18 protein-coding genes are annotated in these 14,601 nt (G+C 33.0%); 12 read left to right on the plus strand and 6 right to left on the minus strand.

The window, feature by feature from the left end; all coding sequences use genetic code 11:
* Genes MHH64_RS05230 through MHH64_RS05250 form a run of 5 tightly spaced genes read right to left on the minus strand, consistent with a single transcriptional unit; the run spans position 1 to position 4,052 of the window.
* Positions 1 to 804, minus strand: coding sequence for a phytanoyl-CoA dioxygenase family protein (locus tag MHH64_RS05230; RefSeq protein ID WP_095312235.1), 804 nt, complete (start codon positions 802 to 804; stop codon positions 1 to 3).
* 10 nt (positions 805 to 814) lie between these two features.
* Entirely contained in the window at positions 815 to 1,282 is a 468-nt protein-coding gene (locus MHH64_RS05235; protein WP_095312238.1) for an adenylyltransferase/cytidyltransferase family protein, read from the minus strand.
* Positions 1,279 to 1,680 (minus strand): hypothetical protein, encoded by a 402-nt coding sequence (locus MHH64_RS05240; RefSeq protein ID WP_095312241.1) that lies wholly within the window; start codon positions 1,678 to 1,680, stop codon positions 1,279 to 1,281. The genes MHH64_RS05235 and MHH64_RS05240 overlap by 4 nt, the downstream gene beginning before the upstream one ends.
* Before the next feature lie 13 nt (positions 1,681 to 1,693).
* Positions 1,694 to 3,079 carry a glycosyltransferase family 9 protein gene (locus MHH64_RS05245; protein ID WP_095312244.1) on the minus strand — a complete coding sequence of 462 codons (1,386 nt, stop codon included), beginning with the start codon at positions 3,077 to 3,079 and terminating at the stop codon, positions 1,694 to 1,696.
* 4 nt (positions 3,080 to 3,083) lie between these two features.
* On the minus strand, positions 3,084 to 4,052 hold the full coding sequence (locus MHH64_RS05250; protein WP_340002808.1) for a PfkB family carbohydrate kinase: 969 nt from the start codon (positions 4,050 to 4,052) through the stop codon (positions 3,084 to 3,086).
* 253 nt (positions 4,053 to 4,305) lie between these two features.
* Here MHH64_RS05250 and MHH64_RS05255 point away from each other — a divergent pair, with 253 nt between their 5' ends.
* The 4 genes from MHH64_RS05255 (at position 4,306) to MHH64_RS05270 (ending at position 7,393) form a co-directional block, all read left to right on the plus strand.
* On the plus strand, positions 4,306 to 4,950 hold the full coding sequence (locus MHH64_RS05255; RefSeq protein WP_095312251.1) for an SIS domain-containing protein: 645 nt from the start codon (positions 4,306 to 4,308) through the stop codon (positions 4,948 to 4,950).
* A gap of 68 nt (positions 4,951 to 5,018) precedes the next feature.
* The gene (locus MHH64_RS05260) at positions 5,019 to 5,783 is read left to right on the plus strand and encodes a phytanoyl-CoA dioxygenase family protein (protein ID WP_095312254.1); all 765 of its coding nucleotides are present in this window, start codon (positions 5,019 to 5,021) and stop codon (positions 5,781 to 5,783) included.
* A gap of 12 nt (positions 5,784 to 5,795) precedes the next feature.
* Positions 5,796 to 6,629, plus strand: a complete 834-nt coding sequence (locus tag MHH64_RS05265) for a phytanoyl-CoA dioxygenase family protein (protein ID WP_095312257.1) — start codon at positions 5,796 to 5,798, stop codon at positions 6,627 to 6,629.
* A 14-nt stretch (positions 6,630 to 6,643) separates the two neighbouring features.
* Positions 6,644 to 7,393 (plus strand): phytanoyl-CoA dioxygenase family protein, encoded by a 750-nt coding sequence (locus MHH64_RS05270; protein WP_095312260.1) that lies wholly within the window; start codon positions 6,644 to 6,646, stop codon positions 7,391 to 7,393.
* Between the two features lie 127 nt (positions 7,394 to 7,520).
* Here the strand turns inward: MHH64_RS05270 and MHH64_RS05275 are convergent, their stop codons facing one another.
* Positions 7,521 to 7,691 carry a hypothetical protein gene (locus MHH64_RS05275; RefSeq protein ID WP_251661012.1) on the minus strand — a complete coding sequence of 57 codons (171 nt, stop codon included), beginning with the start codon at positions 7,689 to 7,691 and terminating at the stop codon, positions 7,521 to 7,523.
* Between the two features lie 167 nt (positions 7,692 to 7,858).
* On the opposite strand from MHH64_RS05275, the gene MHH64_RS05280 reads away from it, so the two are divergent.
* The 8 genes from MHH64_RS05280 (at position 7,859) to MHH64_RS05315 (ending at position 14,595) form a co-directional block, all read left to right on the plus strand.
* Positions 7,859 to 8,974: an aminoacyl--tRNA ligase-related protein gene (locus MHH64_RS05280; RefSeq protein ID WP_340002809.1), complete on the plus strand. Its 1,116-nt coding sequence runs from the start codon at positions 7,859 to 7,861 to the stop codon at positions 8,972 to 8,974.
* Complete coding sequence (locus MHH64_RS05285; RefSeq protein WP_095312267.1) at positions 8,967 to 10,019, plus strand: hypothetical protein; 1,053 nt, start codon at positions 8,967 to 8,969, stop codon at positions 10,017 to 10,019. The genes MHH64_RS05280 and MHH64_RS05285 overlap by 8 nt, the downstream gene beginning before the upstream one ends.
* A 73-nt stretch (positions 10,020 to 10,092) precedes the next feature.
* On the plus strand, positions 10,093 to 10,308 hold the full coding sequence (locus MHH64_RS05290; RefSeq protein WP_158586230.1) for a phosphopantetheine-binding protein: 216 nt from the start codon (positions 10,093 to 10,095) through the stop codon (positions 10,306 to 10,308).
* The gene (locus MHH64_RS05295) at positions 10,298 to 11,275 is read left to right on the plus strand and encodes a hypothetical protein (RefSeq protein WP_303448323.1); all 978 of its coding nucleotides are present in this window, start codon (positions 10,298 to 10,300) and stop codon (positions 11,273 to 11,275) included. Before MHH64_RS05290 ends, MHH64_RS05295 begins: the two co-directional genes overlap by 11 nt.
* A gap of 2 nt (positions 11,276 to 11,277) precedes the next feature.
* Complete coding sequence (locus MHH64_RS05300) at positions 11,278 to 12,339, plus strand: aminopeptidase (RefSeq protein ID WP_095312275.1); 1,062 nt, start codon at positions 11,278 to 11,280, stop codon at positions 12,337 to 12,339.
* Positions 12,340 to 12,373: 34 nt separating this feature from the next.
* Entirely contained in the window at positions 12,374 to 13,519 is a 1,146-nt protein-coding gene (locus MHH64_RS05305; RefSeq protein ID WP_095312278.1) for a glycosyltransferase, read from the plus strand.
* Entirely contained in the window at positions 13,516 to 13,749 is a 234-nt protein-coding gene (locus MHH64_RS05310) for a phosphopantetheine-binding protein (RefSeq protein WP_095312281.1), read from the plus strand. Before MHH64_RS05305 ends, MHH64_RS05310 begins: the two co-directional genes overlap by 4 nt.
* Before the next feature lie 12 nt (positions 13,750 to 13,761).
* Positions 13,762 to 14,595, plus strand: coding sequence for a phytanoyl-CoA dioxygenase family protein (locus MHH64_RS05315; protein ID WP_095312284.1), 834 nt, complete (start codon positions 13,762 to 13,764; stop codon positions 14,593 to 14,595).
* Positions 14,596 to 14,601 lie beyond the last annotated feature (6 nt).

The following is a 14,601-nucleotide window of genomic DNA, read 5'->3' on the forward strand; positions in this document are numbered from 1 at the left end:
TTACCATTCCCGCGAATATAGAATAGGAGTATAATGACTTGAAGCTTTGTCTCCAGGTTTTTTCGAGGGGAATAGTCTTTTTAAATGATAATTTCTAGCATCTTTAACCTTATTATCTTCTGGATCTATGATAGTTAAATCATCAGCTATATAGATGATGGTTAGTACTTCTCTATAATAGGGAGTTGGGTTTCCCGCAGCATAATGTAGAGTCAAGCCAGAATGAAATGTTGCATCTCCAGGATTCATTGCTCCATATTCAACTAAAGGATATCCTTTTCTGGCAGCTAATAAAACATTTTCAGTAGCTAATTCATGTGAACGCGACACAAATCCCATTGATCCAATTTCTTCTGGAAGGTAATTGAGCGCCATCCACATGGTAATCGTTTTATCTGGATAAGTAGGTAGCATGTAACTACTATCAGTATGCCAGGGAATGGCTTTACCACCTGGTGGTAAAAAAATGGAGGAATCGTGATACAGACGTATACGATCTTCGCCAAGGAGATCAGCAGCAATTTTTGCGAACCTTCTAGCAAAGGTAATTCTTTTTATCACTGGATTTGTTTCCCACATATTCATAACAGATGGAAACGCCTTCTCCACACCATAATGATGGCGATCTTCTTTGGGAACATGATAGAGGTTATTCGATTTAACATGTTGGGCTACGAAGGTTCTATAGACGTTCACTTCTTCCTTTTTCATTACGGAAGGTAAGAAAATGTGTCCATCTCTCTGATAATTTTCAATTTGTTCTTCAGTTAAATTATATAAAGAGTCTAAATTTGGTAGTATCATATGCTTCACCTCAATATTTTAAAGTGTTTTTAAGTTCAGTTGAAGAAAACCGTTTTCTCTTACCTAAACATAAAACCTTCGTTCCAACTATGTGGGCTGTACGATGTTCAGGAATTAGTTTCCCTTTATAATCAATTCCTTTAACAAAATAATTAGGTTTTATCTTTTCAATCATATCTGCTAAATTAAATTCATCAATTTTTACAACGTAATCGACATATTCTAATGCGGAAAGAATGCTTACACGGTCCATAAAGGTAAAAAGGGGAGGCTTTCCTTTAACTTTTGTAAATGATTGATCAGAATTCACTCCAACAATAACAACTCCATTTAATAGTTTTGCTTCTCTTAAATAATCAAGATGGCCAGGGTGGAAGAAATCAAAACATCCCCCAGCTAGGATAATGTTGTGTTGCTTTTTTTTTTGTTCTTTTACGATGTCAACCAATGAATTAACGGTTACAAGTTTACTATTCATTTTAATACCTCAGCTTTTATATTAAATTTACTTGCTAAATAAAGGGATAAATCATGTATAGTATTTCGATGGGGATTATAAATAAAACAAAGAGGTGAAAATTGAAGATTGGTAAATCGGTATGAAAAATTTTTAAACTGCTCTGGAATAATAATTGCGCTAATGTTAAAAGGAGTATTGAAATAGTTATTTGCAGATTGATAGGATAAATTATCGGCTAGAATCTGATGAGAAGATATAACTAACATGGTAGTATCCTTCGGGTCTGTTTCTTCAATATTTGTAACCACACGGATAGTATTAACACCGAGCGCTTTAAGCTCCTTGGTGATAAGATTCTTATAATATCCTTCTAAATTAGCTGTCTCAGACAAGTTTTTTATCCAAATAGTTGACATTAGTATCACAGCCTTAAATTTCTTCTATGTTATATCCAGAGATAGTTTGATCAATAGTAATTCTTTCGGGACTTGAAAATTCAGATTCTAGTAACCTTATTAAATGTTTGAAAACCAATTCACTTGGTATATCGTTTATTTCGTTAGAGGTCGGACAAAGACTATAGTTTTGGCTGAGTACCCTAAAACTAACAAAGGGATTCTGTGGACTTGCAAGGGGTTTGTCCTTCCCCCATATTGTTATAGAAGGAGTTCCGACAACGCCTGCAATATGTCCACAGACACTATCAATACTTACTACAGCATCTAATTTACTTATTACAGTGAATAACTTAGAAATAGGAAGTAAACTTACATCTAAATCGACAAACTCATTTGATATGTGGGGGGATGGAGTTAGGTTGATTAAGGTTATGTGATTCTCTTTACAAAACCTCACCAATTTATTTATATGTTCCTCGTCCCAAGAACGTTGTCCGTCTCCGTTGTCTAATTGAATACCAACTATACTACTTCCTTTACATTTTAGGTACATTAATTGCTCTTCTATTTCAGTAGGTAGTAATGGATATAGTTCTTTAGAAATAAACGGAGAGACGGGCTCTGAAAAACCTAAAGATTTTGTTGCAACATCTAATAGGTGTAAATGGGGAGGATGATCTAGCCTTGTGTTAATAAAGTGCACATCACTATAGAAGTTGGATTTAGTAAGAAATTCATAGATGTAATAGCTATCAAAGTGGGTGTATATTCGACATTCAGGAAATAGGTCTTGTAGTAACTTCAAAGGCTTTCCTCTAGTTATAATATCAACCCTACAGTTTTTTTCTTCTAATTGAATAAACTTTTTTAATTGTTTATAGATGATTGCTACATCTCCATTCCCAAAAAACCAATCTAATAATACTGCCTTTATTTTTACTGGTTGCTTTTCTTTTGTATACTGATAATCGTTTCTAGTGGGGAGAAATACGGGATAAATCGTATGTTTTGATGGGAAAATGGTGTAAGAATAGAAAAAGTCACTATTATATAATGTGTTTATCAATCGGTCATTTAATAGGAAAGAGTCCACCTTTGGATTGATTTCAATTAAAATAGAACATGGATTCTCCAGAAGGTTTTTGTTGCATCCTGAATCGGTATTGTTTTCTCTAAGAAGGTGTTCTATTTTAGTAGGCATGTCAGATTTATCTAGCAAAATGATTTCTAAGTCGTGAAAAATTTTGGACAGTTGAATCGTACAATTCCCCTCAAATATTATGATACTTTTACTGTATATTTCTAACATAGAAATAGCATCAGATATATATTCTTTCTCGATTAAAAAAACATATTTATTACCTCTGCTTTTTAATAAGCTTCTGTTTTGTTTTACCTTTTCTCTAAAAAGATCCATATTATTATCTATCCACCTTTATTGAACGATAAGCGGTTTCTAATTCTTCTTTTTCAACAACAGCAGTAAAATCTTTTGAAATAGATATTGCTGCACTTAAATTGGCAAAGATGAATGATTTTAATACAAATCGGTGAGTGATTAATGAATAAACAAACCCTGCTATATAAGAATCACCAGCCCCCACTTGACAAATAACATTTTTAGCACTTGCTGGAATATGAAGAATGTTATTATGATTGACAAAGAAACTTCCGAATTTGTCTGCCTTTAAGAGAATGTAATTAATTTGATAAGACCTGTTTATGTCCCGTGCAATAGTAATTGCCTCGTTTACATGATTAAACTTCTGATTTTGGAGTTTCTCTAGTTCATCAATGTTAGGAAATAAGAAATCAGCATTAGAATAACAAGAATTAGGACGACTACCGGAAGGATCAATAAGAACAAGGATATTTGCTTTCCTTGCTTTATTAATTAATTTTTCTATTATAGCATCGCTGAATGTTCCTTTATTAAGATCAGATATAATAAGATACCCAATTCTGTCTTGTAATTTATCAAATAAAGATATGAGAAATTGATACTCAGATGTTGTTAAATCAGCATATTCCTCGTCGTCGACTCGTAACAGTGCTTGTTTTCGCTCGTCTAGATAACGCATTTTAAGCGGTGTCCTGTTATTGCTTTTGGAAATATAACTTTTGATGCTCGGATCTAATAACGTTTCTAGTTTATTTCCTAACACGTCATTTCCTGCCAAACCATACAAATGGACAGTTATATCTAATCTCGCCAAATTATTAGCAACATTTGCAGCATTTCCTGCTATATATGTTTTTTTTCTAACCATTAACTTATTTATTTTCTCATTTGATGCATAAGACCGTTTGCTTTCAATATAACAATCTAAAACAATATCACCTATAATCAATACTTCTTTTTTTTCGTTGTGTAGTTTATATCCTGGCAAGCGGATTCACCTTCTAAAATGGAATTACATCTATCTTAATATATTTTGTTGAATATATATCTGCTTAAATTGTTTAAATTTCTTTTAGGAGAAGCCGAGTCATATACTTTTTTAGAATGCAAAATTACAAGTACGCAAGCACACCTTTTAATATTTAACATATTTCTTTAGAGACTAACATTGGGACATATAGGAGGAAGTGCGTTGTTTGGTTATCCAATCTAACTAGAGTATTCTATGGGAGGAAGTAACTATGAAAGAATATGACGGCATTAATAAATTAATAGAACGATTGCCAGAAGTAAAGCAATGTAAATCTCAAATAAATCAGGCATATGAATATCTGAAAAATGCATTTATTTCTAAAAATAAGTATTTGATATGTGGCAACGGAGGAAGTAGTGCTGATGCAGACCATATGGTTGCTGAATTAGTCAAATCCTTTTATAGAAAAAGAATTTTATCACAAGAATTGAAACAAAAATTAGAACAACTTGGGGAAAGAGGTATTTACCTGGCTAATCACCTCGAGTCTTCAATACCTGCTTACTCTCTCTCTTCTCAAAGTGCAGCGATGACAGCTATTGCAAATGACCAAGGATACGATTTATCTTTTTCCCAACAAATAATCGGCTATGGAGAGAAGGATGATATCTTAGTTGCATTTACAACTTCCGGAAGGTCTGAAAATGTTATCAATGCAATCCATACAGCTCATGCTCTTGATATGCATATTATTTGTTTTACAGGTAACCATGAGAGTTTTATTGGGGCTAATTTATGTGACGTTATTATAAAAGCCCCGTCAAACGACACATACCGCATACAAGAATATCATCTATCGATATACCATACTTTATGTTTAATTCTGGAAAAAGAACTATTCCAGCAAAAATAAGCCGAGAATTTTGATACAAGCAATATTAAACTCAAAGCTAGATACTATTACAAAGGGCGTGTGATCGATTGGACATTGGCAAACATAAGAAAGAGTTCCATTATAATGGTTATACCATTATAAAGGAAGCTTACTCTAACCAGGAAGTGGAAGAGTTAAAGCGAGAATATGAAAAAGTTTGGCTGGAAAAGGTGGCTAGTGGTGAGATTAAACAAGACCCAACTAAACCCTTGAATAGTCTTTATCCTCGACAAAGGGATACTCATCTAGAGAATAAGGAAATATTAAAATTTGCCTTAAAAGAAAGTGTATTAAATGTTTTAGAGATGTTTATTGATGAGGAAGTTGAACTAATTTCTACTAACTTTTATTACAAGCCGCCGACTATGGAGGGCATCCCATTTCACCAAGATAATTATGGAATTGGCGTTTCACCAGGTACTTGTCATGCAATATGGACCTGCCTGGAAAAAACAGATGAAAATAATGGCGGAATGAGGTTTGTTCCGGAATCTCATAAGCTGGAACTATTAACACCTAAGAAAGTTTACAATGATGAAGCTGACACTTTTGGAGGGTATATTCAAACATTAGAAGTACCTGATGGTTACGATATAATCAGTGTAAATACAGAACCAGGTGACGTTGTAATCTACCATGGACACGCTATTCATGATTCCACAAAGAACAAATCTGCCTCGGATTTTAGAAATTCCATCATTTGTCATTACTGTGGTACAAGTAGCAAAAAATTAACACTCAACTATAACAAAATAATAAATAAAAAAGGAGAAAGAATTCGAAAACGAGTAAATATGTCAAGTTTTAAATAAAAGGAGGAACAGATGAAAAATCTAATATCAAAAGAACAGATTGAGGAGTTTCATAAAAAAGGTTTTATTAATGTTAAAGGAGTTTATAGTGTCCAAGAGGTGAATTCGATAAATAAGCAGTTCCGAAACCATTGGATACAGCTAGTCCAAAACGGTGAAATACATGCCAAAGAAGATAGACCACTTGAGAGTCTTTTTCCAAGAATGAGAGATTATCACCGGAAGAATCCTGTCATTATGAAGCACACGCTCAAATCAGAAGTCTTTGATTTGATGAAAGCTGTTATTGGAGAAGAGCCTCTAGTTATATCAACTAGTTATTACTTTAAGAGCCCAACAACGCGGGAACTCCCATTACATCAAGATAATTACGCTTTCGGGGTATTCCCCGGAACAACATATGCTGCTTGGGTATCGCTCGATTACACTGATGAACAAAATGGGGGGTTACAATTTGTGCGAGGAACTCAGGAAAAAGAATTGGAAGATCCTGAAAAAGACCCAACAAATGTAAGGGAGTATTTTTCGGATAAGGGACAGGAAATTAATGTACCCAAAGGTTCATATGTAGAAAATATCACAACAAATCCAGGAGACGTCGTGATATTCAACGGAAATATCATCCATGGGTCTACTGCAAATGTGACAAAGGATCGATATAGAAGATGCTTATTAACGCATTTTACAGGCGTCAGTGTTGAAAGGTTGGCATTAAACTTTAACAAGCTAGTTAATAGGGAGGGCGAGAAAGTTAGAAGGAGATTCAATAATAATACAAAAATCGCAGAGAAACAGGGCACCATTTTTTCCATTAAAGATGCAGGTTATTTTGATTCTTGGAGATAGGAGATGGTACTTGAGTGTTTTCAACAAAAGGAAGCCTTAGCCATGAATTTAATGAGAATGGTCATATCTTTATCAAAGGTCTAGTTGACAAACAAGAAATTAAACATCTGGAAAAGGAAATAGAACTGGTTCTCCAAGACCTATCCCAAAAAGAATTGTCTGATTCTGAACGCGATGATTTTAGTAAAGGATTTTTGGAGGTAACCAATCTATGGACAAGATCAGAAACCATCCGTAATTTTGTGCACTCACCTTTATTGGCTGAAGTTGCAGCTAAACTATTGGGTGTAGATGGAGTTCGGCTACACTATGATTGTATTCTGTTTAAAAAACCAAAAAGTAATTCTACACCATGGCATCAAGATCAAGTTGCATGGCCTTTGGATACGGATAATACAATCACTTTATGGTTGCCGTTAAATAAAATATCGGAGAAACTTGGTTCCCTAAAATTTATTAATGGCTCCCAAAAATTTGGTGAAATAAGCTTAAGAAAAGCCATTAGAGAGGGACTAAAAGAAATTAATTATGGCTGTCTTGAGATTGGTGATGTTACATTCCACAAGGGATGGACGCTTCATAGTGCTGATTCAAATACCTTTCATGAAACTAGAAAGGCTTTTGCTATAGTCTACTATGCAGATGGGGCGAGGCTTACAAAGCCTAAGCAAAATATTAAGCAGGATTTTTATAAATTTTTCCCTGGGATTGAAATCGGAGGCTATGCAAATAGTAATCTAAACCCACTTTTATACAAAGAGTAATCTCCAATTTCTCCATAATATTAGCTATTTGTTAGTGGTATCTTTTTAGAATTTAATAATAAACAATCCCCCAAAGGAGCTTGAAAATTAAAGATTCTTAGTTACAGATTGTTAACTAATTACTTTCTTAAATTAATTCAAGTTTTAGAAAATCCAAACCATTAATAGTTAATAATGCACTCTGCTTGGGATTATAAAGAACTAGCTTGTGATTTGAATTTTTAGTGTACCTCCGAATGGCCCTTTCTATATCTTCTACTCTTATAATTTGATAGTTAAATTGTTCTAACTGCAACATACGATAACCTCCAATATCTTTTTATTCATTATGGAGGACTAATAAATCCATCGGCTCGGCTTTAATCGTTCTTTTTTACAGGATTCCAATAATCTCGGTATTTTTAGGCGAGTTTTTTTATAACCATTTCATTTAAAATGGTAAAAACTAGAGAAAGGGTGATAGAAATGGAATATTGTTATTCTACTTCGAGTATCAAAACAAAAGACATCCCTGAGCTAATTAATCGCATTTATCTTTTATCAATAGATGTAACAAATGTGACGCAAACGGATAGACAATTAATCGTGACATATGAAGGCGACCAAGAAAAGAGTTTTCATGAGAACTTAAATAGATTAATTATGGAAAAAGACCGGCAGATCCGTAAAAAAGTGATTGATGAAAATAACAAAAACTTAAAGGTTTATGGGGACTTTATCCACCCTGTAAAAGAAGAGGAAGGTATTAGTTATAAAGGAGATATAGCGCTTCTATTTGAGGGAATAAGAAAACAGTTCGACCTATTGGCTCAAAAATATAATGCGACGTATACCAAATACCCAAGTATTATGTCTGAAAAACTCATGAAAAAAACCAATTATGCATTCCATTTTCCGCAAAACACATATAGAGTATTTGAGATAAAGCATCAAAAGGAAAATTTAGAGAAATACCGCCTTTACTCAGAATATAATCTAGATACTGGTGATCTATTTCAATCATCTGACTATTATCTAAGACCCTGCCTATGTTACTTCGCTTATAACGATAGAGAGGACCAATCACTTTCAGATGAACTTGAAGTAGTTTCCAGTTTTGGTCAATGTTTTCGGCATGAGAACAACCATCAAATATCTCCTTATCGATCAAGAGATTTTAATATGTATGAAATTATTTACTTAGGCTGTAAAGAGAAAGTGACTGAAACTAGAGACCATTTGCTAGAGGAAGTAATAAAACTATTTGATCAATTGGGCCTTAAAGGAAAAGTTGAAACAGCGAATGATCCCTTTTTTATGAAAGAAGATAGAAATAAAATAGCTTACCAAAGAGCCGGCGAGAGAAAATATGAGTTGATTTTTTCTCCAAACAAAGAAATAAGTTATTCGGTGGCTTCATTTAATTTATGCGACCATGTAATAACGGAATCTTTTAACATTAGTACTAACAAAGGAGATCTGGCTTACTCAGGATGTACTGCGTTTGGTGTTGAACGATGGGTACAGGCAATTGTGTATACGTATGGAACAAATCGGCAGCAGTGGCCAGAGTGTCTGCAAGAGTTGATCAAAAATGGTTAAAAAGCTTCCAATTATTAATAATCCAGGTTTATCAACTGAATGTTATCACAATTGTAGATTAAGTATCTTATTTGCACATACGCAATTTCATTCATGGATACGTAGCCATTTTATTAATTTAAAGGTTCAAAACGAGAATCCTGATCAATTCCCTATGGTACGGATGGAAGAACATCTAGACATTTATTCCGAAATATTATCTGAGGAGTTAATACAAAAGAAAAAATCTTGGATAGAATCTTTTATATCTAACTTAGAGGAAGAGAAATATATATTAGTTTTTTTAAACTGGAGATTAGTTCCTAGCTCTAAATATTTTATGAAAGAAGATATCATTCATGAAGCAATTATTTATGGCTACGATGATAAGAAAAAAATCTTCAGTGGAATGGGATTTGATGTAAATGGCAAAACATTTGGAGAGTTTGAAATCCCATTCTCGGAATTAGATACTTTAGTAGAGAATACGATTGAACATCATTTATATAAAGAGAAATGGTTCACTTTTTATGGATTTCCTGCTGTTTCCCTCCATATCAATTATTACCCAGACAAAGTAGTAGATAGAACTAAGCTATTCTTTGCTTTAGACCGTTCTACACAATTTGATGACAACGTTTTAAAAAAGGGTTCTTTTGCAAATGGGCATTACGTTTATCTTTACCTTTTCAATTATTTTAGAGAAATAATGACGTCTCAGTATCGTTTATCTCCGAAAGAGTATGGATTATGGAATATTATTCAATACAAACTCTTACAACACAAAAAGCTTAATATAGCGACTGCTCAACAGCTATTACACGAAAACAGAAGCGATTGTGGAGATATTATAAAAATATTAAATTTATATGATGATTCAAAAAGAGAATTAACTAACCTCCGGAGGTTATCACTTAAGTATCAACAACAAAGTCAAAAACAAATTATTGATGCACTTTGCCAAGGGTATTACAAAGTATATGAAATAGAAAAAAGAATTCATGCGTTATTTAAAAATTGGCTGGTACAAAGCAAGATAAACGAGGTTCTATTAGCGAAAAAATAGATTTTATTTATTTAATAAACCAATTCTTTATGGAAGGATAGATATTATAATGACTCACAATGAAGAGATAGTTATGAAGTGTTTAAAAAACGTTCTTCACAATGTTGCCTTTACAAAAGAAGATAATTTACATGAATTAGGGATAGACTCCATGACTTTTATTCGACTTGTAGTTGAAATAGAAGATGAATTTGATATAGAGATTGATGATGAAGAGATCATTTTAGATAACTTTAAATCGTTCTCAACGATTGTCGAGCTAGTGGAGAGAAATCTAAATGATAAATAATAAAAAAAGTTTTTACGATTTTATTTCAGTACCTAGAGTTGTAGATTGGAGGTTTCCCGATAAAGACGGTTTTTGTAATCGCACCTTAGATTGTAAACAGCTATGTATAAAAGAGGTTTTAAACTGGAAAGGGGAAACAGAACTAATAAAGGTTTTTTTAAATCCTTTCGACTGTTCTCACCATGATCTTCAATTACGGCGGTCTGATCCTACATTAAACATGGGATATGTTATTCAAACAATTAATGCTATTTCACCTGAACAAGTAAAAAAGTTGATAATACAGCATATTAATTACCATGGATATTGTCTGCTATTCTATAAATCATATAACACAGAATATTCAGGTTACTACCAAAGGTATGATATTGTACACTGGTCTCTAATCGTTGATGCGGATGAAAAGGGGATAACTATTATAGATGAGGCAGGTGATCCTAAGTATTTCGAAGGGCAACGAGGTAGAATTCCCTGGACAGACTTTTTAAATAATTGGAAGAAAGACCAATACCATGGTCTAGGTGAGATTCATTTAAGTCAGAACGAGAACCTGGAATGGGAGAATGAATTTTTTTACATTGTAAAAGAATCAGTCACTAATATGATCAATTTAAATGGATTGAATCAGTTAAAAGATTATATTTGTAGAATTAAAGACACACCATCTTCTCAGTTGGTTTCTATATTAGAAACCTTAGAGTTTGATGTACATTATTATAGGCGATTAAGAGAATTATGGTTACTTGCAGTAAATAAAAAAGTGATCCCCCAAAGGTTTTTGGATCCATCATGGGTAGAGGAGCTATTCTATTTGTGTAAATGTTGGTCGCTAATTATGGGTGTTCTTATGAAATGGAAAAGACAACCAGATAAAGATTACAAGCAAAAATTAGTAGATTTCTTAGAGCAGACTTTGGAAAATGAAAGAAAATTTTTCACAGCTCTTAAAGACGTAGTTGGAGCATAAAGATGGATGATGTTGCACAAGTCGTTCTATACAATTCCTTAAATATAAATAAAAGAGAAAAAATATATATATTATCCACTGGGGAGTCTCCATTAGTAGATAGTTTGATAAAGCGGTTAACTATAATCGGGGCCTATGCTTATGTGAAGCAAATAAAAATTAGTGAGTTAAAATCACTCATCAACTATGGAAACTCCTCATTCTTTAGAAATCTACTTAAACATGAATTGAAAATGCTTCATGAAATGGATGCTTTTATTGGTGTTACCCATGATATAAATACTTTTGAGATGAATGAAATCGATAATAAAAACCATCAATCGTATTATAAGTATTTTTACGAACCGATTATGAAATATGCACAACAAACAAATAGATGGATACTTATACATGCGCCATCTATTGCTTTATCACAACTAAGTAAACAGTCAAGTAAAGAGGTAAATCGTGTATTTGAAGATTCGATTATCAAGTTTGATTATAAAAGATTTTATAAAAGAGCGGTTGACATAATGAAACTTTTAGAAAACACGAACGAAGTAAAAATTATTGCACCAAACACCAACTTGAAATTTTCAATACAGGGTATTGATTCTGATTATTGTGATGGCAAACATAATTTGCCTGGTGGCGAGGTCTTTACAGCTCCCAATTTATCGACCGTACATGGCTATATTAATTTTAATGTTCCTTTTAACTCCTTTGGAGTAAATTTTGACTTTGTAACATTAGAGTATACAAATGGTGAACTGACTTACTTTAATACTAGTAATAATAAACGATTCAAGGAAATATTAGATTCTGATCATGGAGCAAACTACTTCGGTGAATTTGGCATAGGGTTAAATCCTTATATCATAAAGCCTTTTACTACTTCTGCATACGATGAAAAGATGTTAGGAAGTATCCACCTTGCATTAGGGCAGTCTTATAAAAGTGCTTATAACTATAATGATTCTACAGTTCATATGGATTTAGTACTTTCATTATTAGAGAGGGATGGAGGTGGAGAAATCTATTTTGATAATTCGCTAATTATGAAAGACGGAGTCTTTATAAAGTAACGAGATGAAAATGTAAAATTAGGTGGGACTTTAAATGGTTAAGGTGTTAATAAGTAGTCAACGGTTATTAGGTCACTTTTTACCAGCATTAAATATAGGGCTTGCCTTACAAGAGCAAGGATATAATGTTACTCTTTTGGGTCACGAACAAAATGAGAATTATGTAAGAGGAACAGGGATAAAATTTGTGAAAGTCGGTTGGGATAAAATTCCTAATCTATTTTTAGACGAATTTTATAATGAGATATTAGCAAAAATTAATCCACATTATTATGATTTATTCTTTTGCGATTCCACTCAGCCACCACCAGCATACATTGCTGAAAGGTACAAAATACCATGGATAAGTTTTCAAACTACCGTTCCTTTTCCGTTTGATTTGATTCCAGGTAATCCTATAGTGAATAAACGATTTCAAGTTAACTACGAAAAAAATTTAAATCATCTGCGTTCAATTATTCATCTTCCGAATCTATCAAAAGGGTCTGTTCGTTCAAGAGGAGATCTAGCAGGTATTTCTCCTTATAAACATCTAGTGTTTGTATACCCAGAACTACTAAATAATAAAATACAGTTACCTAAAAACACGTTACTCGTTGGAAATCTGAACAATCAAGTGGAGCAAAATAATAAAAGTAAGTATCAATTTGGTTTGAGTCCTTCCAAAACTAAAATACTAGTTTGTACATCTTCAATCCCAAGAATTGAATATCGAGAAGTAATGAACCGTTATATAGAATTAGTTATTGATGCATATGGAAATGACAATTCATATGAGGTTATCATTTCCGACCAAAGAAGTTGGTGGGGGAAAGAACTACCTTCAAACATTTATTGGATAAAAGATGTACCAATACATGATTACTTGTTGCCACAAGTTAATTATGTTGTAACCCATGGTGGATGTGGTACGCTGCAAAATGTAATCAAATACGGGAAACCTATGATTATTATACCGCTAGGTGATGATCATGAAATTTGGGCAGATTTATGTAATCAACTTGGAATATCGGAAACGATCTTACCAAGTCAACTAAATAAAAAAAATTTGCTCAATAAAATGTATTGTATAGCTAAATCTATGAACACATCTAGAAATCTACAAAAAACAGTACTTTCTTACAATCCTACAAAGCATACCGTAGAAATCATTCGAAATTTTTTAGGAGGAGACACATGAATAAAGAGGAATTTATAGAAGTTGCGAAAGAAATAGTAGAAAGTGATAAGTTAGAACTTGAAAGCTCGTTTAAAGAACTTGGAATGGATTCAACGCATGTAATTGAGCTTCTGATTGAATATGAAATAGAGTACAACATCGATATACTTGATGATAATTTAAATCTGGACGATATAAAAACGCTTGGTGATGCTTATGATTATATTTCAAAATTAGTATCAACCAAATAAGGAGGGAGTCCCTTGGTTGCATTCTTATCAAAAGAAGATTTGGATTTTTTTAAAAACGAAGGTTACTTCATTATTAGAAACGTATATAAATCTGAAGAAATGACCAAAATCAAACAGGTATTTAAGAAATTATGGTTAGAAAAATTCTTAAATGATGAAATCATAGTTGATGCAAAGCTGCCAATGGAGAGTTTATTTCCAACCATGCATGAAGTGCAGAATCAAAATGACATGATGAAAAAGTTCATGATAGATAATAGAAACTTCGAAATAGCAAAAGAGCTGTTAGGAGAAGAACCCTTAGTTATCGGAACTACATGTTTTTTTAAAGGGCCACAAACCAAGGCATTGCCATTCCATCAAGATAACATAGATAACGGGTGTATACCTTCGAACAATGTGGCTTTATGGATCAGTCTTGAGGAAACAAATAAAGATAACGGTAGTCTATGTTTTATTCCAAAATCGCATAAATTTGGGCTTTTTTCTATTAATCTATCTTCCGCACACCCTTATGGTGTTTTAACAACTGCCATCAATGAGGATAATCCTAATCTACCTGAAGATATGCAAATTGTCCATATAGAAACACAGCCAGGTGATGTGGTCGTATTTGATGGCAATACAATTCATGGTTCTAATGGGAATAATACTTTAAACAAATTTCGAAGGTCGTTTGCTATTCATTTCACAACAAGTGATGTAGAGAAAGTATTTTCGAACTTTAATAATTTATATGATAGAAAGGGAAACATCGTTAAGAAAAAAGTTAATAAAGATCACGGACTTATCCGAGATTTACTATTACCCGCTGGTGAAGTCAATAAAGGAGAAAAGATATATTAAATGGGG

Origin of the sequence: Oceanobacillus sp. FSL K6-0127 (assembly GCF_037983385.1) — a bacterium.
GTDB classification, from domain to species: domain Bacteria; phylum Bacillota; class Bacilli; order Bacillales; family Amphibacillaceae; genus Oceanobacillus; species Oceanobacillus profundus.